The sequence below is a fragment of the Pantoea sp. C1E2 genome (genome assembly GCF_056491465.1).
On the sequence record NZ_JBSZHT010000002.1, the window covers coordinates 439643 to 463181 of the forward strand.

Consider the following 23539-nt stretch of genomic DNA (forward strand, 5'->3'; position numbering starts at 1 on the left):
TGTTATGACCTCTGTCGTTGTGGAGAACGAACTGGATGTGCGCGGCCTTGGCTGCACGCTGTGGCGCGGTAAGCGCTGGATTATCGGCTTTGCGCTGCTCTTTGCCTTATTGGCATGGCTGGCGTCGATGCTGATGAAGCAAGCATGGAGCACCACCGCGACGACCGATCGCCCGACGGTGAATATGCTGGGTGACTTCTTCGTGCAGCAGCAATTCCTCAATAATCTTGATGTGCGTACCAACACGCTTAATCTCAACACGCCCGCCCCAACAGTGATGGATGAGGTCTATCAGGAGTTCACCATGCAACTGGCCTCCTGGGATACGCGCCGTGATTTCTGGCAGCAGACCGATTATTTCAAAAGTCGTAAAAGTGGCAATGCGCACAACGATGCCGCACTGCTGGACGATCTGATTACCAATATTCAGTTCACGCCTGCGGATGCGGCGCATAACACGCTGGATAACATTAAGCTGATTGCCGAAACCGCCGGCGATGCAAATAACCTGCTGCGCCAATATATCGCCTATGCCAGCGAACGCGCGGCACGCCATTTGAATGCAGAGCTGAAAGGAGCGTGGCAGGCGCGCAGCGCGCAGCTGCAAGCGCAGGTCACTCGTCAGCAGGAAGTGGCACAGGCGGTGTTTGATCGCCAGCGTCAACGCATTGAACAAGCCTTAAAGGTCGCAAGCCAGCAGGGCATCAAAGAAAATCGTGCACCGGCCATCGGCGAAGCGCTGCCAGACAGCGATCGCTTCCTGCTGGGGCAGCAAATGCTGCAGGCTCAGCTCGATACATTGCAAGCCAGCGGGCCCGCTTACGATTTGAGCTATGATCAGAACAGAGCGATGCTGGGCACGTTGCAGGCAGGCGCGCAGTTGGATAAGCCATTCCAGACTTACCGCTATCTGCGTACGCCTGAAGAGCCGGTGTCGCGCGACAGTCCGCGCCGGGTATTTATGATGATCATGTGGGGCGTCATTGGCGCGCTGGTGGGTGCAGGTGTGGCGCTGGTGCGCCGTCCTCGTCCGACGTCACCAACGAGCCATTAAGAGAAGCCACGTGAAAGTTCTGACCGTATTTGGCACGCGTCCTGAGGCGATCAAAATGGCCCCGCTGGTGCAGGCACTGGCGCAGGACCCGTCGTTTGAATCACGCCTGTGCGTCACCGCACAGCATCGTGAAATGCTCGATCAGGTGCTGCGGCTGTTCAAGCTGCAGCCCGATTACGATCTCAACATTATGCGCCCGGAGCAGGGGCTGACGGAGATCACCAGCCGCATTTTGCAGGGAATGAAAACGGTGCTCGCCGATTTCCAGCCTGATGTGGTGCTGGTGCACGGTGATACCACCACCACTTTTGCTGCTAGCTTAGCCGCTTTTTATCATCAGATTCCGGTGGGGCACGTCGAAGCAGGACTGCGCACCGGCAATCTGATGTCGCCCTGGCCGGAAGAGGCTAACCGAACGCTAACAGGCCATCTGGCGAGCTATCATTTCACACCCACCGAGAATTCACGCCAGAATCTGCTGCGTGAGAATTTGCCGGATGCGCGTATTTTTGTCACCGGCAATACGGTGATTGATGCTCTGCTATGGGTGCGCGATCGGGTGCTGGATGATACCGACCTGAATGCGCGTCTGGCTGCGCGTTATCCGTTCCTTGATGCGGATAAAAAACTGATTCTGGTCACCGGGCATCGACGTGAAAGCTTTGGCGGCGGTTTTGAACGTATTTGTAGCGCGCTGGCGCAGATTGCGCGTCAGCATCCGCAGGCGCAAATCGTCTATCCGGTGCACCTCAATCCCAACGTCAGCGAACCGGTGAATCGCATCCTAAGCGGCATCGACAATATCATTTTGATTGAGCCGCAAGAGTACTTGCCGTTTGTCTGGCTGATGAACCGTTCCTGGTTGATCCTCACCGATTCCGGTGGGATTCAGGAAGAAGCGCCGTCGTTAGGCAAACCAGTGCTGGTAATGCGTGACACCACTGAACGCCCGGAAGCCGTGGATGCAGGCACAGTGAAACTGGTCGGTACCGATATCAACCGGATTGTCGAAGAAGTCAGCCTGCTGCTGCGGGACGAAGAAGCCTGGCAGAGGATGAGCCGCGCGCACAATCCGTATGGCGATGGTCATGCCTGCTCGCGCATCCTGCAGGCACTGAAACAACACAGAGTATAATTATGCGTTTTGAAACCATTTCCGTTATCGGACTGGGCTACATTGGGCTGCCAACGGCGGCCGTTTTTGCCTCAAAGGGAAAAAAAGTGATCGGCGTGGATATCAATGTCCGCGCGGTCGAAACCATCAATCGCGGCGACATTCACATTGTTGAGCCAGAGTTAGGCGACGTGGTGCGCGAAGCCGTGCAGGCAGGTTTCCTGCGAGCTACCACGCAAGCCGAAGCCGCGGATGCCTTCTTAATCGCCGTGCCCACGCCGTTTATCGGCGATCATCAGCCGGATCTGAGCTACGTACAGTCGGCGGCGTTGTCGATTGCACCGGTGCTGAAAACCGGCGATTTGGTGATCCTCGAATCGACCTCACCGGTTGGCGCTACCGAGCAGATGGCCGCCTGGCTGGCGGAGGCACGTCCTGATTTGCGTTTTCCGCAGCACGGCGATGACTGTGACGTGTTTATCGCTTACTGCCCGGAGCGCGTGCTGCCCGGCAAAGTGATGGTGGAACTGCTGGAAAATGACCGCGTAATTGGCGGCATGACGCCCGCCTGCTCAGCGCGTGCCAGCGAACTCTATCGTATCTTCCTGCGCGGTGAATGTGTTGAAACCAACGCGCGTACCGCCGAGATGTGCAAACTCACGGAGAACAGCTTCCGCGATGTGAATATTGCGTTCGCCAACGAGCTGTCGCTGATTTGCGCGGAACAGAATATCAACGTGTGGGAATTGATTGCGCTGGCGAACCGCCATCCACGCGTCAACATTCTGCAGCCTGGACCGGGCGTTGGCGGCCACTGTATCGCTGTCGATCCCTGGTTTATCGTGGCGCAGAATCCGGAACTGGCACGTTTGATTCGCACCGCGCGTGAAGTGAATGATGCCAAACCCACCTGGGTGTTAGATCAGGTTAAACAGCAACTGGCGGATTGCCTGACAGCCAGCGGCAAGCGTGCTTCTGAGGTGACGATTGCCTGTTTCGGGCTGGCGTTTAAACCGAACATTGATGATTTGCGCGAGAGCCCGGCGATGACGGTGGCACACCTGATAGCCGAGTGGCACAGCGGCCGCACGCTGGTGGTGGAACCGCATGTGGCGGAAATCCCTGTGCGACTGGCCCATGAAGCGACTTTGGTTTCTACGGAGGATGCGCTGCAGCAGGCCGATATTGTGGTGATGCTGGTCGATCATGCGCAGTTCCGCGCCATCGATGCGGGCCAGATCACGCAGCAGTGGATTGTCGATACTAAAGGTGTCTGGCGATGAAACAGTTCCTGGTGACAGGTGGTGCAGGTTTTATTGGCTCAGCGCTGGTGCGTTTTCTGATTGAGCAAACCGACCATCGAGTGGTGGTGGTGGATAAACTTAGCTACGCAGGCAACTTAGCCTCTTTGGCTTCAGTTCAGAATGATGCGCGCTATGCCTTCGAGCAGGTGGATGTTTGCGATCGTGCTGAACTGGACCGCGTGATGGCCCAGTATCAACCCGATTGCATTATGCACCTGGCAGCGGAAAGCCATGTTGATCGTTCGATTGATGGGCCAATTGCCTTTATCGCAACCAATATTGTAGGCACCTATCAGTTATTGGAAGCCGCACGCCATTACTGGAATGGCATGGCGGATGAACGTAAAAAAGGTTTTATCTTCCACCACATTTCCACTGACGAAGTGTTTGGCGATCTGCATGGCAGTGATGATTTCTTTACCGAAACCACTCCTTATGCCCCCAGCAGCCCGTATTCAGCCACTAAGGCCAGCAGCGATCATCTGGTGCGCGCCTGGTTACGCACTTACGGCTTGCCGATCATCGTCACCAACTGTTCGAACAACTATGGCCCGTATCACTTCCCGGAAAAACTGATTCCGCTCACTATCATCAATGCGTTGGCGGGGAAGCCTTTGCCGGTGTATGGCAACGGTAGCCAGATTCGCGATTGGTTATATGTAGAGGATCACGCGCGCGCGCTTTATCGTGTGGTGAGCAGCGGTAAAGTGGGTGAAACCTATAATATTGGTGGTCACAACGAACGCCGTAATATTGAGGTGGTGGAAACCCTGTGCGATCTGCTGGACGAGTTGGCCCCACAGCAGCGCGCCACGCATCTGACGCGCTATCGTGATCTGATTACCTTTGTCACCGATCGTCCCGGTCACGATCTGCGTTACGCCATCGACGCCAGTAAAATTGCGCGTGAGTTAGGCTGGACGCCACAGGAAACCTTCGAAAGTGGCATTCGCAAAACCGTGCAGTGGTATTTGGCTAATCCACAATGGTGGCAGGCGATTCTCAACGGCAGTTATCGTGGCGAGCGGTTGGGTTTAGCCACGCCGCACTGAGGCACAATACAGGAGCAGCAACGATGAAAGGTATCATCCTCGCGGGTGGCTCAGGCACGCGCTTGCACCCTATCACCCGTGCTATCTCTAAGCAGCTACTGCCGGTTTACGACAAACCGATGATCTACTATCCGCTGTCGGTGCTGATGCTGGCGGGGATTCGTGAGATTTTGATTATCACCACGCCGGAAGACCGTGCGCATTTTGAGCGTCTACTCGGTGATGGCAGCGAGTTCGGCCTGCAGCTGCAGTATGCTGAGCAACCCAGCCCCGATGGTCTGGCGCAGGCGTTTATCATTGGTGAGTCTTTTATTGGCGAAGACAACTGTTGCCTGGTGCTGGGCGACAATCTCTATTTTGGCCAGGGCTTCAGCCCGAAACTGAAAAAAGTCGCTGCGCGGAGTCACGGTGCCACGGTGTTTGCCTATCAGGTGATGGATCCTGAGCGGTTTGGTGTGGTGGAGTTTGATGACGACTTCAATGCGCTTTCCATCGAGGAGAAGCCGCAGCAACCCAAATCACGTTGGGCGGTAACCGGCCTCTATTTCTATGACAACCGCGTGGTGGAGTTTGCCAAACAGGTACAGCCTTCTGCACGGGGCGAGCTGGAAATCACCGCGATTAACCAGATGTATCTTGAACAGGGTGAACTCTCTGTCGAGTTACTGGGGCGCGGCTTTGCCTGGCTGGATACCGGTACACACGACAGCCTGATAGAAGCCAGTATGTTTGTGCAGACCGTGGAGAAACGCCAGGGCTTTAAAATCGCCTGTCTGGAAGAGATTGCGTGGCGCAACGGTTGGCTGAGTGACGAACAGTTGCTGGCGGCGGCGCAAGCGTTGACCAAAACCGGCTACGGCCAATACCTGATGGATGTTCTCCATGCCCGTCCTCGTCAGTATTAATCCCCTTGCGTGGGAAAGCGATTTCTTTGGCGTGAACAGTGCGCGCATTGAGCTGGATGGCGACTTCGCCCTGGCCGACGCGTTGCAGCAGCCAGGAACGTTGTGGCAGGCCAAAGTGCCCGCCGAGCGCACCGACGCTATCGATGCCTTGAGCCAGCACGGTTTTCAGCTGGTGGAAGGTGAAGCCGACCTCGCCATCAATATCAAACGCACTGAGCGCCAGGCCGGCGTACGCATTGCGCGTGAAGCGCAGATCCCGGCATTACGTGAGGCGGCATCGCATGCGTTTCGACAAAGCCGTTTTCGTTCACCCTGGTTTAACGCCGATGACAGCGGTCGCTTCTATGCGCAGTGGGTTGAAAACGCGGTACGCGGCACTTTTGATCACCAATGTCTGGTGGCCAGCGACGAAGCTGGCCAATTACAAGGCTTTGTCTCGATGCGTGAAGTCAACGGTGATGCGCGCATCGGCCTGCTTGCCGTACAGCCCGAAGCACAAGGCCAGGGCATTGGCCAACGTTTGCTGCTGGCGGCGGCAGATTGGTGCCGCGTGCGGCAGCTGGAACGACTGCGCGTCGCGACACAGCTGAGCAATCTCACGGCGATGCGCCTCTATTTACGCAGCGGTGCTCGCCTCGAAAGCACCGCTTACTGGTTTTACAGGAAAGCCTCATGATCCCATTTAATGCGCCACCGATTGTCGGCAGCGAAGTTGAATACATGCAGTCGGCGATGGCCAGCGGCAAACTCTGCGGTGACGGCGGTTTTACCCGTCGCTGTCAGCAGTGGATGGAGCAGCATTTTGGCAGCAAAAAGGTGCTGCTGACGCCATCCTGCACCGCATCACTGGAAATGGCCGCGCTGTTAATCGATATCCAGCCCGGCGATGAAGTGATCATGCCGAGCTATACCTTTGTCTCCACCGCCAATGCCTTTGTACTGCGCGGTGCCGTGATTGTGTTCGTCGATGTGCGCCCTGATACGCTGAATATCGATGAAACCCTTATTGAAGCAGCGATTACCGAGAAAACCCGTGCGATCGTGCCGGTGCACTACGCGGGCGTCGCGTGCGAGATGGATAGCATCATGGCGCTGGCGGCGAAGCATCAATTGTTTGTGATTGAAGATGCGGCGCAGGGCGTGATGTCCCAGTACAAAGGGCGTGCGCTCGGCACTATTGGCCATATTGGCTGTTTTAGCTTCCACGAAACCAAAAACTACACCGCCGGTGGCGAAGGTGGGGCGACGCTGATTAATGACGCGAAGCTGGTGGAGCGCGCGGAGATCATCCGTGAAAAAGGTACCAACCGGAGCCAGTTCTTCCGTGGTCAGGTGGATAAATATACCTGGCGCGACATCGGTTCGAGCTATTTGATGGCAGACCTGCAAGCTGCCTATTTGTGGGCGCAACTGGAAGCGGCTGAGCGCATTAACCAGCAGCGTTTGCGCCTGTGGCAGCGCTATTATGATGCGCTGCACCCGCTGGCGGCTGCGGGACGCATCGAATTGCCGGTGGTGCCGGATAACTGCCTTCACAATGCGCACATGTTTTACATCAAGCTGCGCGACAGTGACGATCGCCAGGCGCTGATCAACTGGATGAAAGAGGCGGAAATCCTCACGGTGTTCCACTACATTCCCTTGCACTCTTCGCCAGCCGGTGAACGTTTTGGTCGCTTCCACGGTGATGATCGCTTCACTACCAAAGAGAGTGAGCGCCTGCTGCGTCTGCCGCTGTTTTATAACCTGTCGGATAACAACCAGCGTACGGTGATCAGTTCCCTACTGAGTTTCTTCGCCTGATGTCGTTAGCCAAAGCTTCAGTCTGGACAGCTTCGTCTACGCTGGTGAAAATCATTGCCGGTCTGCTGGTGGTGAAACTGCTGGCGGTCAGCTTCGGGCCGGAAGGGGTTGGCCAGGCCGGTAACTTTCGTCAGCTGATTACCGTGTTGGGCGTACTGGCCGGGGCGGGGATCTTCAACGGGGTCACCACCTACATTGCGCAGTTTCAGCAGCAGCCGGAGCAACTGCGTGCCGTGACGGGTACGGCGTCAACTATGGTGATCGGCTTTTCCACCCTGGTGGCGCTGGTTTTCTTGCTGGCGGCGGGGCCGATTAGCCATGCGCTGTTTGGTCATGACGACTATGCCAACGTGGTACGCATCGTGGCATTTCTGCAGTTCGGGATTGCCTGGGCCAACCTGACGCTGGCATTGCTCAAAGGCTTTCGCGATGCGCGCGGCAATGCGCTGGCGTTGATTATCGGTAGCCTGGTGGGCGTGCTGGGTTATGTGTTGTGTTGGTGGCTGGGTGGATATGCTGGAGCGTTAGTCGGCTTAGCACTGGTGCCTGCACTGTTGGTGTTCCCGGCATTGCTGATGCTGCGCCGTCATCGTCAGGTGTTGCCACTGCGCTGGTTAAAACCGAGCTGGCAGCCCGAACTGGCGCGAAATCTGGCAAAGTTCACCCTGATGGCGCTGATCACCTCCGTTACCCTGCCAGTGGCGTGGGTGATGATGCGTAATCTGCTGGCCGAACAGCAGGGTTGGGCGCAGGTGGGGCTGTGGCAGGGCGTGACCAGTATTTCCGATGCCTATCTGCAATTTATCACGGCGACTTTTAGTGTCTGGTTGCTACCGACGCTGGCGCGACTGGAAAGTAAACCGCAGATTGCGCGTGAAATTGGGCGTGCCCTGCGTTTTGTTCTGCCCGCTGTGGCCGCGGCCAGTTTTTGCGTGTGGTTATTGCGTGATGTCGCCATCTGGCTGCTGTTTTCTTCGCAGTTTGCCGCGATGCGTGACCTGTTTGTCTGGCAGTTGTGTGGTGACGTCTTTAAAGTCGGCGCTTATGTTTTCGGATACCTGGTGATCGCCAAAGCTTCACTGCGCTTTTATATTTTGACGGAAATCAGCCAGTTTGTGCTGCTGACCGCGTTCTCACATTGGCTGATTCCATTACATGGAACCGCCGGAGCCGCACAAGCCTATATGGCGACTTACGTGCTCTACTTCGCCCTTTGCTGTGGCGCCTTTATGATTTATTGCCGGAAAAAATGACTTTATTTCACGTGCTGGGATCGGATATCCCACATCATAACCATACGGTGTTGCGCTTCTTTAATGAGGTGATGAGCACTGAGTTGCCGGCTGCTGGACCGCGCCAGTTTATGGTGGTGACTTCAACGCCTGAAGCGCTGCAGGCTTATACCGCGCTGCAGATCGAAACCTATCCCAGCAAACGTGCGCTGGCACAGGCGGTGATAGCCCGCGCGGCTGACCGCGCGCAACGCTTCTTCTTTCACGGTCAGTTCAATCCGCAAATTTGGCTGGCTTTGCTCAGTGGTAAATTGCGGCGTGAGCAGGCGTTCTGGCATATCTGGGGCGCGGATCTGTATGAAGAAGGGCGCGGGCTGAAGTATCAAATTTTTTATCTGCTGCGCCGTATGGCACAGCGTCGCATTGCTCACGTGTTCGCAACGCGTGGGGATTTGCACGCTTTTCAGCAACGCCATCCGCGTGTGCCTACTTCACTGCTCTATTTCCCAACACGCATGCCCGATGCTGCAGTGCCTGGCGGTGAGGCGAGCGGTGATTTCACCGTGCTGTTGGGTAATTCAGGCGATCGCAGCAACAACCATATTGAAGGCTTGCAGGCGATTCGAGCGCAGTTCGGCGATCGGGTGAAAGTACTGGTCCCGCTTGGCTACCCGGAAAATAATCATGACTACATCGAAGAGATCAACACGGCCGCGCAGCACCTGTTCCTCCAAGGTCAGGTGACCCTATTGCGCGACAAGATAGATTTTGACACCTATCTGCAATTGCTCAGCGACTGTCAGCTCGGCTATTTTATGTTCGAGCGCCAGCAGGGTATTGGCACGTTATGTCTGCTGATTCAGGCCAATATCCCCTTTGTGCTGAATCGCAAAAATCCGTTCTGGCGCGACCTCAGCGAACAAGGATTGCCGGTGCTGTTCAGTGAAGATGCGCTGGATGCGTCGAGTGTGGCTGAAGCCCGGCGTCAGCTGGTGCAGTGTGATAAATCCGCGATTGCCTTCTTTGCCCCGGGTTATCTGGCTGGCTGGCGCAACGCGTTGACCCTGAGTGAAAGGGAGAGAACATGAGCCTGATGCAGTTTAGTGGTCTGCTGGTGGTTTATCTGTTCTCGCTGGGCTTCATTTTGACGCTGACCTGGCGGGAATTTAAACGGGTGCGCTTTAACTTCCACCTGTTCTTCACCATTTTGTTTTTGCTGACTTTTTATTTCGGGTTCCCGCTCACCAGCGTGCTGGTGTTCCGCTTTAACGTGGAAGTGGTGCCGCCGGAGTTCCTGTTGCAGGCGTTGCTGGCTGCTACCAGTTTCTACGCCATCTATTACGTCAGCTATAAAGTCCGCTTGAGGCCGATCAACGCTGCGCCGCGTAAACCCTGGCTACAGATGAACCGTGTTGAAACCCATCTCACTTGCCTCTTATTAGCGCTGGTGGCGATTGGCACGGTGACCGTGTTCTTCATGCACAATGGGCTACTGCTATTCCGACTTTCCGCGTATAACCAGATCTTCTCCAGTGAAGTGTCCGGCGTGGCGCTCAAACGCTTCTTCTACTTCTTTATTCCGGCGATGCTGATCCGCTATTTCCTCAACCCAACGCAGCGTCAATGGCTGTGGTTTTTGCTGGTCTCGGTGGCCTTTGGTTTACTGACCTATGCGCTGGTGGGTGGGACGCGTGCCAATATCATCATCGCCTTCGCCCTGTTCCTGTTTATTGGGATTACGCGCGGATGGATCACCTTGTGGATGCTGGTGGGCGCGGGCCTGATGGCGATTGCCGGCATGTTCTGGCTGGCGCTGCGCCGCTATAACCTTGATGTGGTGGGCGACGAAGCGTTTTACACTTTCTTGTATTTAACGCGTGATACTTTCTCACCCTGGGAAAACCTCGCGCTGTTGTTGCAGAACTACGACAAAATTGATTTTCAGGGCTTAGCACCGATCTGGCGTGACTTTTATGTCTTTATCCCGAGCTGGCTCTGGCCTGGCCGTCCTTCGATTGTGTTAAACAGCGCCAACTACTTCACCTGGGAAGTGCTGAACAACCATTCTGGACTGGCGATTTCGCCTACGCTGCTGGGCTCGCTGCTGGTAATGGGCGGCGTGTGGTTTATTCCACTGGGCGCGATTGCCGTCGGCTGGCTGATGAAAGGATTCGATAACCTCTATCTGCAAGGCCGTGATGCTTCCAACCGCTATAGCGGTGCGATTCTGCAGAGCTTCTGCTTCGGCGCGGTCTTCAATATGATCGTGCTGGCGCGTGAAGGGCTGGATGCTTTCGGTTCGCGCGTGGTGTTCTTTTGCATTATTTTTGCTGCCTGCATGGCGGTGGCTAAATTGCTGTACTGGCTGTTAGCGCGCGCGGGTTTAATTCGCCCGCGCAGCGAGCCGGTGGTTCACAGCCTGTCTTAACCTTTGGGAAAATGATTCATGAAAACCGATAAGCCGCGCTATAACCTGCGCGGTGTCGATCTTCACGCCTTTAACGACATGGACAGCTTCCTGCACTTCTTGCTGCCGGATGGCCAGCCGCGCTGTGGCACGCTGGTGGCGATGAATGCAGAAAAGATGCTGACGCTGGAAGAGGATGCGCAACTGCGTGCACTGATTGCTGAAGCGGAATTCAAATATCCGGATGGCATCAGCATCGTACGCTCATTACGCAAAAAATATCCGCAGTTGCAGGTGAACCGCATTGCCGGTGCCGATCTATGGGAAGCCTTGATGGAGCGTGCAGGCCGCAGCGGCATTCCGGTGTTTCTGATTGGCGGTCGTCAGGCGGTGCTGGATGAAACCTGTGACAAACTGCGTCGCCAGTGGAACGTGAACATTGTCGGCAGTCAGGATGGCTATTTTGCCCCAGCCGAGCGTGAGGCGTTGTTTGCGCGCATTGCGGCCAGCGGTGCACAGATTGTCACGGTGGCACAGGGTTCACCGCGTCAGGAGCTGCTGATGCGTGATTGTCGAGCGCACTGGCCGCGTGCGCTGTATATGGGCGTGGGCGGTACCTACGATGTTTTCACCGGCCACGTCGCGCGTGCACCACGAATCTGGCAGAAATTAGGGCTGGAATGGCTCTATCGTCTGATTCGGCAGCCATCGCGCTGGCGCCGACAATTAAAATTGCTAAAATATTTGCGCTATCACTGGCGTGGCGATCTCTGATATCGCCGATTTTTTCAGCAATATCATCAGTGCAGGCAGCAAAACTGCATTAATAATCGACGGAATGCACAAAGCGTAATCAAACGCGTTTTTTTTATAAAAAAGCGCTGGACAGTATGAGGTCAAGCCCGTAGTATGCCCATCCGCAACGGCGCTACGCGCCCGTAGCTCAGCTGGATAGAGCGCTGCCCTCCGGAGGCAGAGGTCTCAGGTTCGAATCCTGTCGGGCGCGCCATTTAGTTTGTGCGCAAGAGCTTCGGTGGTTGGTTTAACCGCGTTATGCAGTGAAAGAAAATAGTAAGCAGAGATGCTTACGCACCAGAATTATGGTGGCTATAGCTCAGTTGGTAGAGCCCTGGATTGTGATTCCAGTTGTCGTGGGTTCGAGTCCCATTAGCCACCCCAAATTTTGCTGGGCACGCGATGGTGGCGGAATTGGTAGACGCGCTAGCTTCAGGTGTTAGTGTTCTTACGGACGTGAGGGTTCAAGTCCCTCCCTTCGCACCAGGCAAAATTACGCGGTAGCGTGAAGAAATAAGATACAGAAAAAATCGGCGAGTAGCGCAGCTTGGTAGCGCAACTGGTTTGGGACCAGTGGGTCGGAGGTTCGAATCCTCTCTCGCCGACCATATTCGAAAAGCCTGCTTGAAAAAGCAGGCTTTTTTCGTTTTATCTTTCCCTCGATTGATCCTATCCTTCTCAGCATCTCAGCATCTCAGCATCTCAGCATCTCAGCATCTCAGCATCTCAGCATCTCAGCATCTCAGCATCTCAGCATTTCAGCATCTCAGCATCTCAGCATCTCAGCATCTCAATCTCTCAGCCGCTTGCCGCTTATTAGATCACTCTCCCTACTGCTGTCGTCAAAATGAGACTTGTAACTTATTGATTTTAAATCAGCTGACAGTTCCTTGCATTGGATGTCGTTGAGAGGAGACAGTTATTGAGGGGAGTGTAGCGAAATCACGACGCGCTGTTCAGTCTGAGGTAAGCCCATGCGGTTATCTTGCTGATTTACAATAACTTATCTCAAAATCTACAATTCTGGCACGGCTTATGCAATAATTATCCTGTAGATGCTCATTCCACCTCTTATGTTTGCTGATGCTACATAAACCTGGGAATGATGCAGAGCCCCTTACGGTATCCGTTGTCCAGCCTGGCAGTCATTGCGCACGCTTTACTGCAGTAAGAAGGACATTACGTTGAGTCGGATACCATCAGTTGTCTGAACGACCTGATCTTACACCTGCTTATGGCAGGTGTTTTTTTATCTGCAATTTATATCCATTCCTCTGCTCTTCAGGCAAAAAAAAGCCGGGACAAGCCCGGCGTGCACAAAAATAACAATCGTTAAATTAAGCGTTTGGATTGGTCTTCAAGGTCAGAAGCAGACCTTCACGGCGCATTTTGGCCGCGTCTTCGGGCCGATGCAGACGATCGTAAACATCGGCCAGCCAGGCGTAATCAAAGGCATCCTGGCGTTGGGCCAGAGCCTGCTGGAAAGCCTCTGCGGCCTGTTGCCACTCACCGTGGCGCATCAGCATCTGGCCTAAAGTGCTATGCAGCAGCGGCGTCGCGCCATGCTGTTTGATTTGCTGACGCAGCGCTTTTTCCAGTGATTGTGGATCGCCACTTTTAATGCGCGGCATCAGCAGCACCAGGCGATCATCATACTGACGCTTCAATCCTTCCAACACGATGCTTTGCGCGGTATCCGGATCATCACACTCAATCAGATGTTCTGCCATTGCCACCTGCAGCGCTGTCTCCTGACGGGTTTTACGGCTCTGGTTTTGCCACCACTTCTTCAGACCTTCGCTGCCTTGATCGGCCATGGCCTGATTCATCATGCCTAGCCAGGCTTGCTGTTGTAGCGCCTCACGATGGGCTTCGTCGTTGACCTGAGATTTCTGCATAGAGGGCAGAATATCCAGCAACGCGCCCCATGCGCCGGTGCGAATATAGGCCTGTTCAGCCAGACGTAGCACTTCCGGATGACGCGGCGCGACTTCCAGTAAACGGTCAATGCCATGGCGGGCTGCATGATCTTCATTGCGTGCCAGCTGCAGGCGCACGCGAGTGATCTCAACCGGAATGGTGTCATTCTCAGACAGCTCAGAAGCGCGTTCCAGATGTTGATTGGCACGCACTTCGTCACCACGCTGTTGTGCCGCTTCGGCTGCCAGCAGATAGTTAGCCACTGGCTGATCGGCGTGATCGGCATTCTTCGACAGCAGCTTTTCAACCTGCTTGTAATCACCTTCCGCCAGTTTCATCAGTGCACTTTGCGTGTGACGCTGTGCGCTACGACGCTTACGACCAACAAACCAGCCACGCGTGCGTGCACCGGTGCGGAATACGCGGCGCAAAATCCACTCAATAAGCAGAATTACCAGCAGACTGAGGATCAGAATGATAGCCAAACCGGTGACGCTGGTTTCCACGTTCCAGTTGTCGGTCTGAATCAGCACGTAGCCCTGATGGCCGGCAATCATCGGCCCTAAGACCACGCCTGCGATCAGCAGCAGGAAAAGCACCAATACTTTCAGCATGCTTAGCCTCCCTGTTGATCAGCCGGAACCGATGGCTGCGCCAGCAGGTTGCGCACGCGTGTCTGCATCAGTTTTTCCAGCAGCGCCTGACTTTCCAGCGTATCCGGCACATCCATCGAAATGTTTTGCTGACTCAGTTCATCCAGCTGTGCAAGGAAGGCTTTGGTGGCAGCGTCATTGGTGTCATACCAGGCGCGTACCCAGGTCGAGACCGCATCAATAGACTGTTTATAGATTTCGTCCTGATGACGAGGAACTGCCTGGGCGGCAATCAGCAGGCGTGAACGGATATTTTCACGCAGATAAACATCCTGATTCGGCGCCAGCAGCGGCTGCGCGGTATTATCACGGCGGCGGATAGTGATGAAATCATCCATAAAGTTATGCCAGCTCTTCACCAGGTTTTGACGCCATTCGTGCAGCGAGCTGGAAAGCTCTCCGCCATCGGCATCCATCGGTGAATCATCACTGTCATTGTCAGCCAGACGCAGATTATCGACGCCGTTCGACAGCTGATTGAGTTTGAGGATGATGCCGTCGTAATCGACCTGGCTCACCGTTGAGAGTGAACTGATATCCTGCGTCAGTGCACGGCGCACATTCATCACGCTCGGGTCATTCATATCGGCCAGGCTGGTATCGGCGCTTTTCAGCAGCGCGGCGGCCGTGGTGACATCCTGATCGCTCCACAGCTTGCGGCCCGCCAGTTTTACGAGGTAGTCCGCTTGCGCCAACAGCCAGGTGCGGGTGTCATTGCCGGAAATCGTCGCGACTTTATCGCGCAGGGTTTCCAGCTCTTTGGCGCTGTTGTCCTGCTGGGTACGCGCTTCCTGCAACGCCGTGTTCGCGGTGTCCAGTTGTTGCGTCAGCTGTTGTTTGTCGCTACCCAGTTGCTGCTGCAGGGCGCTCAGCTGTTCACTCAGGTTCTGGTTTGTCTGAGCCTGTAAATCGGCCTGGTGTTTCCCATTGAGGTAAAGTCCCGCGCCAATCGCCAGCGCAATCACAATCGCCACCGCACTCAGTACTTTGCCATCGCTTTTTTTATCGCGAGGCTTTTTACCGGCTGGTGTGGGGGAAGTGTCCGCAGGGGTGGTCTCTTCAACCATGGCGGAGGAGGCTTTTTGTTCCGTCATTATGGCTCATCCCATTGTTAAGTTCAGCGTAACGCACGCAGCAGCGCATCGTTATCAGCACCATCGGCTATCTCAATATCCTGCCAGCCTAATTCGGCGGCCTGAGTAGCCAAACGTTCACTGACGACCACCAGTCGACAGTGCAATAACCATTCCCGACGATCGATTGGCGGAAACAGTGCAAACAGTTGTTGTAACATCTCACCACTGGTGACGACCAGCGTCGTAATCCCGCGATCGCGCCAGCGACGGCCTTCAATCGCGCCCTCGTAAAGCTTTTCACACCGTTGGTAGCACTCGCAGTATTCCACCTCGGCGCCACGTTCCAGCAGGGTTTCTGCCAGTAACTCACGACCTGGGCTGCCGCGCAAAATCAGCGCACGCTTGCCTTTTACCTGCTGCAGACGGTTGAGTCGCACTAGCTCTTCGCTGGTCTCCCGCGCATGAGGATAGTCTACTTTTAGATGACTGACGGTATGCAGTGCCAGCGCGGTGTTGCGCCCTATAGCATAGTAGTCGAGTGTTTCGGGCCAGGTGAGGGCACTGTGCTGAAGCGCCGGGTGGGCAAACAGCACCACCTGCTGTGACAGCAGAAACACCAGATCGCCCGGTCGTAAAGCCGCCAGTTTTTGCGGCAATTGTTGCAGATCGCGACCCGGCGTGAATTCTATCAGCGGCAGAGTCCACGCCAGTTTTCCCAGGGTTCGCAGACGCGAAACCAGTTCACTGGCAGCGGGTTCCGGGCGGGTCACGAGAATGGTCATGCAGGCGTTTGCCCCTGATAAACGTCGCGCAGAATGTCGCGGGCGCCGCCATCCAGCAGCTCTTCCGCCAGGGAAATCCCCATCTGTACGGCGTTTTCGCGCGGACCACGGCGTTCACCTACCACCATTTGATGACCATCCGGTGAACCGACTAAGCCACGCAGCCACAGCTGATTGCCTTCCAGCACGGCAAAGCTGCCGATCGGTACCTGACAACCGCCTTCAAGGCGTGTGTTCATCGCGCGTTCAGCGCGCACACAAACATCGGTATCGGCGTGATTCAGTGCCTGCAACAAGGTAATCAGTTCGTGATCATCAAGACGACATTCAATGCCGACGGCGCCCTGACCCACGGCGGGCAGCGAGATTTCAGCGGGCATCGCCTGGCGAATGCGATCGTCGAGATTTAAGCGCTTCAGGCCTGCCGCGGCAAGAATAATGGCGTCGTATTCTCCGGCATCCAGTTTGCCCAGGCGGGTGCCCACGTTACCACGCAAAGAGCGGATGATCAGATCAGGGCGACGCGCACTGATCTGACACTGACGACGCAGACTGGAAGTCCCCACAATCGCGCCCTGTGGCAGTTCATCAATGCTGTTATAAAGGTTGGAGACGAAGGCATCGCGCGGGTCTTCACGCTCGCAAATGGTGACGAGGCCCAAGCCTTCCGGGAAATCTACCGGCACATCCTTCATGGAGTGCACCGCAAGATCGGCACGGTTTTCCAGCATTGCCAGTTCAAGTTCTTTAACAAACAGGCCTTTTCCACCGACTTTAGCCAGCGGTGTATCGAGGATGATGTCACCTTTAGTGACCATCGGCAGCAGCTCAACCTGTACGCCCGGATGTGCAGCCATCAGGCGCTGTTGGACATATTGTGCCTGCCATAAAGCAAGGGGACTTTGTCTGGTAGCAATTCTGAAAATTTTGTTTAACATGCTGTTAACCATTTTGATCGTTCATCGATTATCCTATCATTGATAGGGGAATGCTGTCAGTTTCAACGGATTGAAAAGGCTTCGATGTCAGTTGTTACGCATTATTGCGTCATTTTCTGACGTCTAAGTCCGAAAAAGCAGGGCTACATGGGGAACGTGCTAAACTGTCATGTAGCGCAACTTTCTTTACGGTCAATCCTCCAGGTGTTAGATTGATCACGTTTCCAGCAATAATTTGCCCAATATCTTTATTATTAAGCGGCAGGTTTTGGAGACAGGGTGCTTAACACTGGGACAATCAGGCGAAACGTCTTGTACCTCTACATTGAGACACTGAAACAGAGACTGGATGCAATTAACCAGCTGCGCGTCGATCGCGCACTGGCTGCCATGGGACCTGCCTTCCAGCAAGTCTACAGTCTGCTGCCAACATTACTGCACTATCATCATCCGCTGATGCCGGGCTACCTTGAAGGTAGCGTTCCCCACGGCGTCTGCTTCTTCACGTCTGATGAAAACCAACAGCATATGCTGCAACAGTTGGCAGGCGATCAGTCTCTGGATCTCAGCACTGCCGTGAAAGGCGAACGTCCGATTACCGGCATCTATTCGATGGGCAGTACCTCTTCCATCGGGCAGAACAGCGTGTCCGATCTCGACATCTGGGTGTGTCACCAATCCTGGTTAGATAATGAAGAGCGCCTCAATCTGCAGCGTAAGTGTACGCTGTTGCAGAAATGGTGTGTGTCGATGGGTGTGGAAGTCAGTTTCTTCCTGATCGACGAGAACCGTTTCCGTCACAATGAGAGCGGCAGCCTCGGTGGCGAAGACTGCGGTTCTACCCAACATATTTTGCTGCTGGATGAGTTTTACCGCACCGCCGTTCGCATGGCGGGCAAACGCATCCTGTGGAACATGGTGCCCGGCGAAGAAGAGCACCATTACGACGATTACGTGATGTCACTCTATTCACAAGGTGTTTTAACGCCGAATGAGTGGCTGGATCTCGGCGGCCTCGGCACGCTGTCAGCCGAAGAGTACTTCGGTGCCAGCCTGTGGCAGCTGTATAAAAGCATCGATTCACCGTATAAAGCGGTGCTCAAAACTCTGCTGTTAGAAGCGTACAGCTGGGAATACCCGAACACGCAGCTGCTGGCGATGGATATCAAACAGCGCCTGCACGATGGCGAAATCGTCTGCTTCGGTCTCGACCCCTATTGCATGATGCTGGAGCGCGTGACGCGCTATCTGACCAGCGTTGATGACATGGCGCGCCTCGATTTAGTGCGTCGATGTTTCTATTTAAAAGTGTGTGAGAAGCTCTCGAGCGAAGATCACCATCATCACCGCTCAGGCTGGCGTCGCGAGATTTTGTCGCAGCTGGTGAAAGAGTGGGGTTGGGATGAAGAGAAACTCGCGGTGCTGGATAACCGCGCGCAGTGGAAAATCGAACGTGTGCGTGAAGCGCACAACGAACTGCTGGATGCGATGATGCAGAGCTATCGCAACCTGATCCGTTTTGCCCGTCGTAACAATTTAAGCGTCAGTGCCAGCCCGCAGGATATCGGCGTGCTGACGCGTAAACTGTATGCCGCGTTTGAAGCGCTGCCGGGTAAAGTGACGCTGGTGAACCCGCAGATTTCGCCCGACTTGTCTGAAGATAATCTGACTTTCATTCATGTGCCAGAAGGCCGCGCCAATCGCGCTGGTTGGTATCTTTACAACCAGTCGCCGGACATGAGTTCGATCATCAGCCATCAGCCGCTGGAATATAACCGCTACCTGAACAAGTTAGTGGCGTGGGCGTGGTTCAACGGTTTGCTGACCAGTAAAACTCGCCTGCACATGAAAGGCAATGAGTTCTGCGATCTGCCGCGTTTGCAGGAATTGGTGAACGATGTGTCGAGCCACTTCCCGCTGCGTGTGCCTGCGCCGACGCCAAAAGCGTTGTACAGCCCGTGCGAAATTCGTCATCTGGCGATTATCGTCAATCTGGAACACGATCCGACCTCAGCCTTCCGCAATCAGGTGGTGCACTTTGATTTCCGCAAGCTGGATGTGTTCAGCTTCGGTCAGCAGCAGCAGTGCCTGATTGGCAGTATCGATCTGCTGTATCGCAATTCATGGAATGAAGTGCGTACGCTGCACTTCAGCGGTGAGCAGGCGATGATTGAAGCGCTGAAAACTATTCTCGGCAAAATGCATCAGGACGCCGCGCCACCGGATACGGTGGAAGTGTTCTGCTACAGTCAGCATCTGCGCGGTTTGATTCGTACCCGCGTGCAGCAGCTGGTGTCTGAGTGTATTGAGCTGCGACTGTCGAGTACCCGTCAGGAGCCAGGCCGCTTTAAAGCGCTGCGCATGGCGGGCCAGACGTGGGGCTTGTTCTTCGAGCGCATGAGCGTCTCGGTGCAGAAGCTGGAAAATGCGGTGGAGTTCTACGGCGCGATTTCCAACAACAAACTGCACGGTTTGTCGATCAAAGTGGAATCGAATCAGACGCCATTGCCGCCGGTGGTGAATGGCTATGCTAGCGAAGGTATCATTCAGTTCTTCTTCGAAGACACCAATGACGATCGCGGCTTCAACATTTATATCCTCGACGAAACCAATCGCGTTGAGGTTTATCACCATTGCGAAGGCAGTAAAGAAGAGCTGGTGCGTGACGTGAGCCGTTTTTACTCCTCGTCACATGACCGTTTCACCTATGGCTCCAGCTTTATCAACTTCAACCTGCCGCAGTTCTACCAGATTGTGCACGCGGGCGATCGATTCCAGGTGATTCCTTTCCGCAGCCAGACGCTGACGCAGCTCTGCGCGACGCAACCCGATAACGACAACGGCGATTTCCAGCCGCGCTACCAAATGCACTGATCCCGCCCGCGTTCGCGCGGTGGGATTGGCTTTTCCTCTGACATGCGCCCGGATTTGCGGGTATTTCCTGTTGCTTTTACAACGTCAACTGCGATGATAAGCAGCCAAGGCTTAAGGACAGGAAGAGCAGACAGAATGAGACACATGATAAGTCAGCTGGGTATCGCGCTGGCACTGGTCAGCCTGGTAGGCTGTGGCCTGAAAGGACCGCTGTATTTCCCGCCCAAAGATCAGCCGACCAAACAAAATCAGCAGGTCACCGAGCAGCAGCAAAAAGCGGCGCAGGATGCTGACGTTAACGGTTTAGTGACCAGCAAACCTGGTTCACAGGCGAACTAATCTCTATGAGTAATCCGGCGGAGCAGAAAATGCAGTTCTCGAAAATGCACGGTCTCGGCAACGATTTCATGGTTGTGGATGCTGTGACGCAAAACGTCTTTTTTTCGCCGGAACTGATTCGCCGTCTGGCGGATCGGCATCTGGGGATCGGTTTCGATCAGCTGCTGATCGTCGAACCGCCTTACGATCCGGATCTCGATTTTCATTACCGAATTTTCAACGCCGATGGCAGTGAAGTGGCCCAGTGCGGCAACGGCGCGCGCTGTTTCGCTCGCTTTGTGCGCCTGAAAGGGCTGACAAACAAAAGCGACATTCGCGTGAGCACGCAAACCGGGCGCATGGTGCTGAGCGTGACCAGCGATGAGCTGGTGCGTGTCAACATGGGTGAACCCAACTTCGATCCGCAGCAGGTGCCGCTGCGCGCCAATAAAGCGGAAAGCCTGTATCTGCAACGCGTTGCGGAGCAAACCGTGATGTTTGGTGCGGTGTCGATGGGCAATCCGCACTGCGTGATTCAGGTTGAAAGTGTCAAAACGGCCGCCGTGGAAACCCTCGGTCCGATTCTGGAAAGCCATGAGCGCTTCCCGGAGCGCGTCAACGTTGGCTTTATGGAAGTGGTTAATCCTGAACACATTCGTCTGCGCGTGTACGAACGCGGCGCAGGTGAAACCCAGGCTTGTGGCAGCGGCGCTTGCGCAGCCGTTGCCTGCGGCATTCAGCAGGGCATTCTGGCGGAGAAAGTCCGCGTTGATTTGCCTGGCGGAACATTGCATATCGCCTGGAAAGGGGCAGGTCAGCCGCTGCACATGACCGGCCCAGCCACACACGTCTACGATGGGTTTATTCATCTATGAAAAATGTCGAAGAGCAAACCGACAGCGCGGTTTTGCTGGACGATCAGTCGGTAAGCGCCTTTCTGCGCCAGAATCCCGATTTCTTTATTCGTAATGCGCGCCAGGTTGAACAGATGATGGTGCCGCACCCGGTGCGCGGCAGCGTATCGCTGGTGGAGTGGCATATGGCGCGTCAGCGTAACCACATCCATCAACTGGAAGAGGAGATCACGCTGTTGATGGAGCAGGCCACGGCCAACCATCAATTGTTCGATCGTCTGCTGGGGTTACAAGGCCATCTGGCCGCAGCGGACAGCCTGCAGGAAATGCTAACGCGTCTGCACCGCTGGGCGCGTGAGCTGGGTCTTGCTGGTGCTAATGTGCGGGTGTTCAACGATCACTGGCACATCGGTGCGCCTTCTGATTTCACCCAACTGGGCCTTTCACGTCAGGCCTTTGAGCCGCTGCGCATTCAACGCTTTGGTGATGAGCATCACTACCTTGGTAGCCTGAATGGCCCGGAGTTACTGCTGCTGTTGCCACAGGCGAAAGCCATCGGTTCTGTGGCGATGTCGCTGATGGGCGAACGCGGCGAGCTTGGCGTGCTGATCTTCAGCAGCCGCGACAACCAGCACTATCAAGCGGGCATGGGCACCTTACTGCTGCAGCATCTGGCGCAAATGCTGCCGGATCTGTTGTCTCGCTGGATTGAACGCGCATGAGTGGCGTCAGCCCGCTGCAGCCTGCCGTTGAGGGCTTTCTGCGTTATCTGAAAGTCGAACGCCAGCTCAGCCCGTTGACGCAAAAGAATTACACCCGCCAGTTGCAGGCGATGACCGCTATGGCCGATGAGATGAAGATCGTCGCCTGGACGCAGCTCGAGCCTGCACAGGTTCGCCAGCTGGCGGCACGCAGCCGCCGTGCCGGATTAGGGCCCAGCAGCCTGGCGTTACGCATGTCGGCGCTGCGCAGTTTTCTTGACTGGCAGGTGAGTCAGGGCATGTTGAGTGCCAATCCAGCCAAAGGTATTTCCACGCCGCGCAATGCCCGCCATCTGCCAAAAAATATGGATGTCGACGAGGTTAACCAGCTGCTGGAGATCGACCTGAACGATCCGCTGGCGGTGCGCGACCGCGCGATGCTGGAAACCATGTACGGCGGCGGTTTGCGTTTGTCGGAGCTGGTGGGCATGGATTGTCGTCATGTCGATCTTGATGCCGGTGAAGTGTGGGTCGTGGGTAAAGGCAGTAAAGAGCGACGTGTGCCGATTGGTGGCACGGCGGTGACCTGGTTAAAACACTGGCTGCTACTGCGTGAAAGCTTCGCGCCGCAGGATAATGCGATGTTCGTCTCCAGCCGCGGCACGCGTATATCGACGCGTAACGTGCAAAAGCGCTTTGCCGAGTGGGGCATTAAGCAGGGCGTGGCCAACCATATTCATCCGCATAAACTGCGTCACTCTTTTGCGACCCATTTGCTCGAATCGAGTGGCGATCTGCGTGCGGTGCAGGAACTGCTCGGCCACGCCAATCTGTCGACCACGCAAATCTATACCCATCTCGATTTCCAGCATCTGGCGACCGTTTACGACGCGGCACATCCACGTGCTAAACGAGGAAAGTCTTAATGAAGTTCTATCGCCCGCTGGGCCCGATCAAAGCGATCACCTTCGATCTCGACGATACGCTGTATGACAATCATCCGGTGATCCGTAAAACCACCGCCGAATCCCACGCTGCGTTGCAGGCCTTCCATCCGGCACTGCGTGAATTCACGCCGGCTGATTATCAGGCGCTGCGTGACGAATTGCTGGCGCGTGAGCCGGAGATTTATCATGACGTGTCTGAGTGGCGCCGCCGCTCGGTTGAGCTGGCAATGATCAACATCGGCTTATCCGCTGCTGAAGCCAGCGCCGGTGCCAGCGAAGTGATGGGGGTGTTCCATCAGTGGCGCAGCGAAGTCGAGATGCCAGATGAGACGCATCAAACGCTGACGTGGCTGGGCGAGCGCGTGCCGCTGGTGGCAATCACCAATGGCAATGCCTGTCCGGAAAAACTGGGAATTCACCACTACTTCCAGTTTGCCCTGCGCGCTGGCCCGCACGGCCGTGCTAAGCCGTGGCAGGATATGTATCAGCTGGCGGCTGAGCGTTTGAACATCGCACCTGAGCATATTCTCCACGTAGGCGATGATCTCACCACCGATGTGGCCGGTTCAGTAAATGCGGGCATGCAAGCCTGCTGGATCAACCTGCGTGATGGCAATCTAATGAAGATTGATGATGCGCGTTTACTGCCGCACGTCGAAATTCATCAGTTGGCATCGCTGACCTCGCTGCTATAATGCTGTATGTTCATCCAGCTAATGGCTGGATGATGGCTGGCATCTCCTGACGCACCAATCGTAGCGGCGCAATTCTTTGCGCGATAAATCACGCCGCTACAAATGATGCGTTGAG

Annotated in this window: 21 protein-coding genes and 4 tRNA genes; 21 read left to right on the top strand and 4 right to left on the bottom strand. The window is 55.2% G+C overall.

What is annotated here, in order from left to right; all coding sequences use genetic code 11:
- Positions 1–4: 4 nt before the first annotated feature.
- The 15 genes from wzzE (at position 5) to ACXI0A_RS02335 (ending at position 12274) form a co-directional block, all read left to right on the top strand.
- A complete protein-coding gene (gene wzzE, locus ACXI0A_RS02265) occupies positions 5–1054 on the top strand; it encodes an ECA polysaccharide chain length modulation protein (RefSeq protein ID WP_224933772.1) in 1050 nt (349 codons plus the stop codon).
- 10 nt (positions 1055–1064) lie between these two features.
- Positions 1065–2189 (top strand): non-hydrolyzing UDP-N-acetylglucosamine 2-epimerase, encoded by a 1125-nt coding sequence (gene wecB / locus ACXI0A_RS02270; protein ID WP_224933773.1) that lies wholly within the window; start codon positions 1065–1067, stop codon positions 2187–2189.
- A 2-nt stretch (positions 2190–2191) separates the two neighbouring features.
- Positions 2192–3451: a UDP-N-acetyl-D-mannosamine dehydrogenase gene (gene wecC, locus ACXI0A_RS02275; RefSeq protein ID WP_476150563.1), complete on the top strand. Its 1260-nt coding sequence runs from the start codon at positions 2192–2194 to the stop codon at positions 3449–3451.
- Positions 3448–4524: a dTDP-glucose 4,6-dehydratase gene (gene rffG, locus ACXI0A_RS02280; protein WP_476150562.1), complete on the top strand. Its 1077-nt coding sequence runs from the start codon at positions 3448–3450 to the stop codon at positions 4522–4524. Before wecC ends, rffG begins: the two co-directional genes overlap by 4 nt.
- Before the next feature lie 23 nt (positions 4525–4547).
- Positions 4548–5429, top strand: a complete 882-nt coding sequence (rfbA, locus tag ACXI0A_RS02285; RefSeq protein ID WP_224933776.1) for a glucose-1-phosphate thymidylyltransferase RfbA — start codon at positions 4548–4550, stop codon at positions 5427–5429.
- Positions 5407–6105 carry a dTDP-4-amino-4,6-dideoxy-D-galactose acyltransferase gene (gene rffC / locus ACXI0A_RS02290; protein ID WP_476150561.1) on the top strand — a complete coding sequence of 233 codons (699 nt, stop codon included), beginning with the start codon at positions 5407–5409 and terminating at the stop codon, positions 6103–6105. The genes rfbA and rffC overlap by 23 nt, the downstream gene beginning before the upstream one ends.
- On the top strand, positions 6102–7232 hold the full coding sequence (gene rffA / locus ACXI0A_RS02295; RefSeq protein ID WP_476150560.1) for a dTDP-4-amino-4,6-dideoxygalactose transaminase: 1131 nt from the start codon (positions 6102–6104) through the stop codon (positions 7230–7232). Before rffC ends, rffA begins: the two co-directional genes overlap by 4 nt.
- The gene (gene wzxE / locus ACXI0A_RS02300; protein ID WP_476150559.1) at positions 7232–8485 is read left to right on the top strand and encodes a lipid III flippase WzxE; all 1254 of its coding nucleotides are present in this window, start codon (positions 7232–7234) and stop codon (positions 8483–8485) included. Before rffA ends, wzxE begins: the two co-directional genes overlap by 1 nt.
- On the top strand, positions 8482–9552 hold the full coding sequence (gene wecF, locus ACXI0A_RS02305) for a TDP-N-acetylfucosamine:lipid II N-acetylfucosaminyltransferase (RefSeq protein ID WP_476150558.1): 1071 nt from the start codon (positions 8482–8484) through the stop codon (positions 9550–9552). Before wzxE ends, wecF begins: the two co-directional genes overlap by 4 nt.
- Positions 9549–10892, top strand: coding sequence for an ECA oligosaccharide polymerase (gene wzyE / locus ACXI0A_RS02310; RefSeq protein ID WP_476150557.1), 1344 nt, complete (start codon positions 9549–9551; stop codon positions 10890–10892). Before wecF ends, wzyE begins: the two co-directional genes overlap by 4 nt.
- Positions 10893–10910: 18 nt before the next feature.
- Entirely contained in the window at positions 10911–11645 is a 735-nt protein-coding gene (gene wecG / locus ACXI0A_RS02315) for a lipopolysaccharide N-acetylmannosaminouronosyltransferase (RefSeq protein WP_476150555.1), read from the top strand.
- Between the two features lie 158 nt (positions 11646–11803).
- A tRNA-Arg gene (locus tag ACXI0A_RS02320) sits at positions 11804–11880 on the top strand.
- Positions 11881–11974: 94 nt separating this feature from the next.
- Positions 11975–12050: transfer RNA gene (locus tag ACXI0A_RS02325), tRNA-His, on the top strand.
- A gap of 15 nt (positions 12051–12065) precedes the next feature.
- A tRNA-Leu gene (locus tag ACXI0A_RS02330) sits at positions 12066–12152 on the top strand.
- A 45-nt stretch (positions 12153–12197) separates the two neighbouring features.
- Positions 12198–12274: transfer RNA gene (locus ACXI0A_RS02335), tRNA-Pro, on the top strand.
- 729 nt (positions 12275–13003) lie between these two features.
- Here ACXI0A_RS02335 and hemY read toward each other — a convergent pair.
- Genes hemY through hemC form a run of 4 tightly spaced genes read right to left on the bottom strand, consistent with a single transcriptional unit; the run spans position 13004 to position 17035 of the window.
- Complete coding sequence (gene hemY, locus ACXI0A_RS02340; protein ID WP_224933783.1) at positions 13004–14200, bottom strand: protoheme IX biogenesis protein HemY; 1197 nt, start codon at positions 14198–14200, stop codon at positions 13004–13006.
- 2 nt (positions 14201–14202) lie between these two features.
- On the bottom strand, positions 14203–15333 hold the full coding sequence (gene hemX / locus ACXI0A_RS02345) for a uroporphyrinogen-III C-methyltransferase (protein WP_224933784.1): 1131 nt from the start codon (positions 15331–15333) through the stop codon (positions 14203–14205).
- Positions 15334–15356: 23 nt separating this feature from the next.
- Complete coding sequence (hemD, locus tag ACXI0A_RS02350; RefSeq protein WP_476150552.1) at positions 15357–16097, bottom strand: uroporphyrinogen-III synthase; 741 nt, start codon at positions 16095–16097, stop codon at positions 15357–15359.
- On the bottom strand, positions 16094–17035 hold the full coding sequence (hemC, locus tag ACXI0A_RS02355) for a hydroxymethylbilane synthase (RefSeq protein ID WP_476150550.1): 942 nt from the start codon (positions 17033–17035) through the stop codon (positions 16094–16096). Before hemC ends, hemD begins: the two co-directional genes overlap by 4 nt.
- A 312-nt stretch (positions 17036–17347) precedes the next feature.
- Between hemC and ACXI0A_RS02360 the strand changes: the two genes are divergently transcribed.
- From ACXI0A_RS02360 to yigB, 6 genes are all read left to right on the top strand, one after another.
- Entirely contained in the window at positions 17348–19909 is a 2562-nt protein-coding gene (locus tag ACXI0A_RS02360; RefSeq protein WP_224933787.1) for a class I adenylate cyclase, read from the top strand.
- A 135-nt stretch (positions 19910–20044) separates the two neighbouring features.
- Entirely contained in the window at positions 20045–20248 is a 204-nt protein-coding gene (gene lptM / locus ACXI0A_RS02365; RefSeq protein WP_224933788.1) for an LPS translocon maturation chaperone LptM, read from the top strand.
- Positions 20249–20277: 29 nt separating this feature from the next.
- Positions 20278–21102, top strand: a complete 825-nt coding sequence (gene dapF, locus ACXI0A_RS02370; protein ID WP_224933826.1) for a diaminopimelate epimerase — start codon at positions 20278–20280, stop codon at positions 21100–21102.
- Positions 21099–21803 (top strand): DUF484 domain-containing protein, encoded by a 705-nt coding sequence (locus tag ACXI0A_RS02375; RefSeq protein WP_224933789.1) that lies wholly within the window; start codon positions 21099–21101, stop codon positions 21801–21803. Before dapF ends, ACXI0A_RS02375 begins: the two co-directional genes overlap by 4 nt.
- Complete coding sequence (gene xerC, locus ACXI0A_RS02380; RefSeq protein ID WP_476150547.1) at positions 21800–22708, top strand: tyrosine recombinase XerC; 909 nt, start codon at positions 21800–21802, stop codon at positions 22706–22708. The genes ACXI0A_RS02375 and xerC overlap by 4 nt, the downstream gene beginning before the upstream one ends.
- Complete coding sequence (yigB, locus tag ACXI0A_RS02385) at positions 22708–23424, top strand: 5-amino-6-(5-phospho-D-ribitylamino)uracil phosphatase YigB (protein WP_224933791.1); 717 nt, start codon at positions 22708–22710, stop codon at positions 23422–23424. Before xerC ends, yigB begins: the two co-directional genes overlap by 1 nt.
- Positions 23425–23539: the final 115 nt, after the last annotated feature.

What these genes read in the sequence shown, in the direction of transcription:
- wzzE (WP_224933772.1), top strand. Translation starts at nt 5, where the DNA reads ATGACCTCTGTCGTTGTGGAGAACGAACTGGATGTGCGCGGCCTTGGC.
- wecC (WP_476150563.1), top strand. Translation starts at nt 2,192, where the DNA reads ATGCGTTTTGAAACCATTTCCGTTATCGGACTGGGCTACATTGGGCTG.
- rffG (WP_476150562.1), top strand. Translation starts at nt 3,448, where the DNA reads ATGAAACAGTTCCTGGTGACAGGTGGTGCAGGTTTTATTGGCTCAGCG.
- rfbA (WP_224933776.1), top strand. Translation starts at nt 4,548, where the DNA reads ATGAAAGGTATCATCCTCGCGGGTGGCTCAGGCACGCGCTTGCACCCT.
- rffC (WP_476150561.1), top strand. Translation starts at nt 5,407, where the DNA reads ATGCCCGTCCTCGTCAGTATTAATCCCCTTGCGTGGGAAAGCGATTTC.
- rffA (WP_476150560.1), top strand. Translation starts at nt 6,102, where the DNA reads ATGATCCCATTTAATGCGCCACCGATTGTCGGCAGCGAAGTTGAATAC.
- wzxE (WP_476150559.1), top strand. Translation starts at nt 7,232, where the DNA reads ATGTCGTTAGCCAAAGCTTCAGTCTGGACAGCTTCGTCTACGCTGGTG.
- wecF (WP_476150558.1), top strand. Translation starts at nt 8,482, where the DNA reads ATGACTTTATTTCACGTGCTGGGATCGGATATCCCACATCATAACCAT.
- wzyE (WP_476150557.1), top strand. Translation starts at nt 9,549, where the DNA reads ATGAGCCTGATGCAGTTTAGTGGTCTGCTGGTGGTTTATCTGTTCTCG.
- wecG (WP_476150555.1), top strand. Translation starts at nt 10,911, where the DNA reads ATGAAAACCGATAAGCCGCGCTATAACCTGCGCGGTGTCGATCTTCAC.
- hemY (WP_224933783.1), bottom strand. Translation starts at nt 14,200, where the DNA reads ATGCTGAAAGTATTGGTGCTTTTCCTGCTGCTGATCGCAGGCGTGGTC.
- hemX (WP_224933784.1), bottom strand. Translation starts at nt 15,333, where the DNA reads ATGACGGAACAAAAAGCCTCCTCCGCCATGGTTGAAGAGACCACCCCT.
- hemD (WP_476150552.1), bottom strand. Translation starts at nt 16,097, where the DNA reads ATGACCATTCTCGTGACCCGCCCGGAACCCGCTGCCAGTGAACTGGTT.
- hemC (WP_476150550.1), bottom strand. Translation starts at nt 17,035, where the DNA reads ATGTTAAACAAAATTTTCAGAATTGCTACCAGACAAAGTCCCCTTGCT.
- lptM (WP_224933788.1), top strand. Translation starts at nt 20,045, where the DNA reads ATGAGACACATGATAAGTCAGCTGGGTATCGCGCTGGCACTGGTCAGC.
- dapF (WP_224933826.1), top strand. Translation starts at nt 20,278, where the DNA reads ATGCAGTTCTCGAAAATGCACGGTCTCGGCAACGATTTCATGGTTGTG.
- ACXI0A_RS02375 (WP_224933789.1), top strand. Translation starts at nt 21,099, where the DNA reads ATGAAAAATGTCGAAGAGCAAACCGACAGCGCGGTTTTGCTGGACGAT.
- xerC (WP_476150547.1), top strand. Translation starts at nt 21,800, where the DNA reads ATGAGTGGCGTCAGCCCGCTGCAGCCTGCCGTTGAGGGCTTTCTGCGT.
- yigB (WP_224933791.1), top strand. Translation starts at nt 22,708, where the DNA reads ATGAAGTTCTATCGCCCGCTGGGCCCGATCAAAGCGATCACCTTCGAT.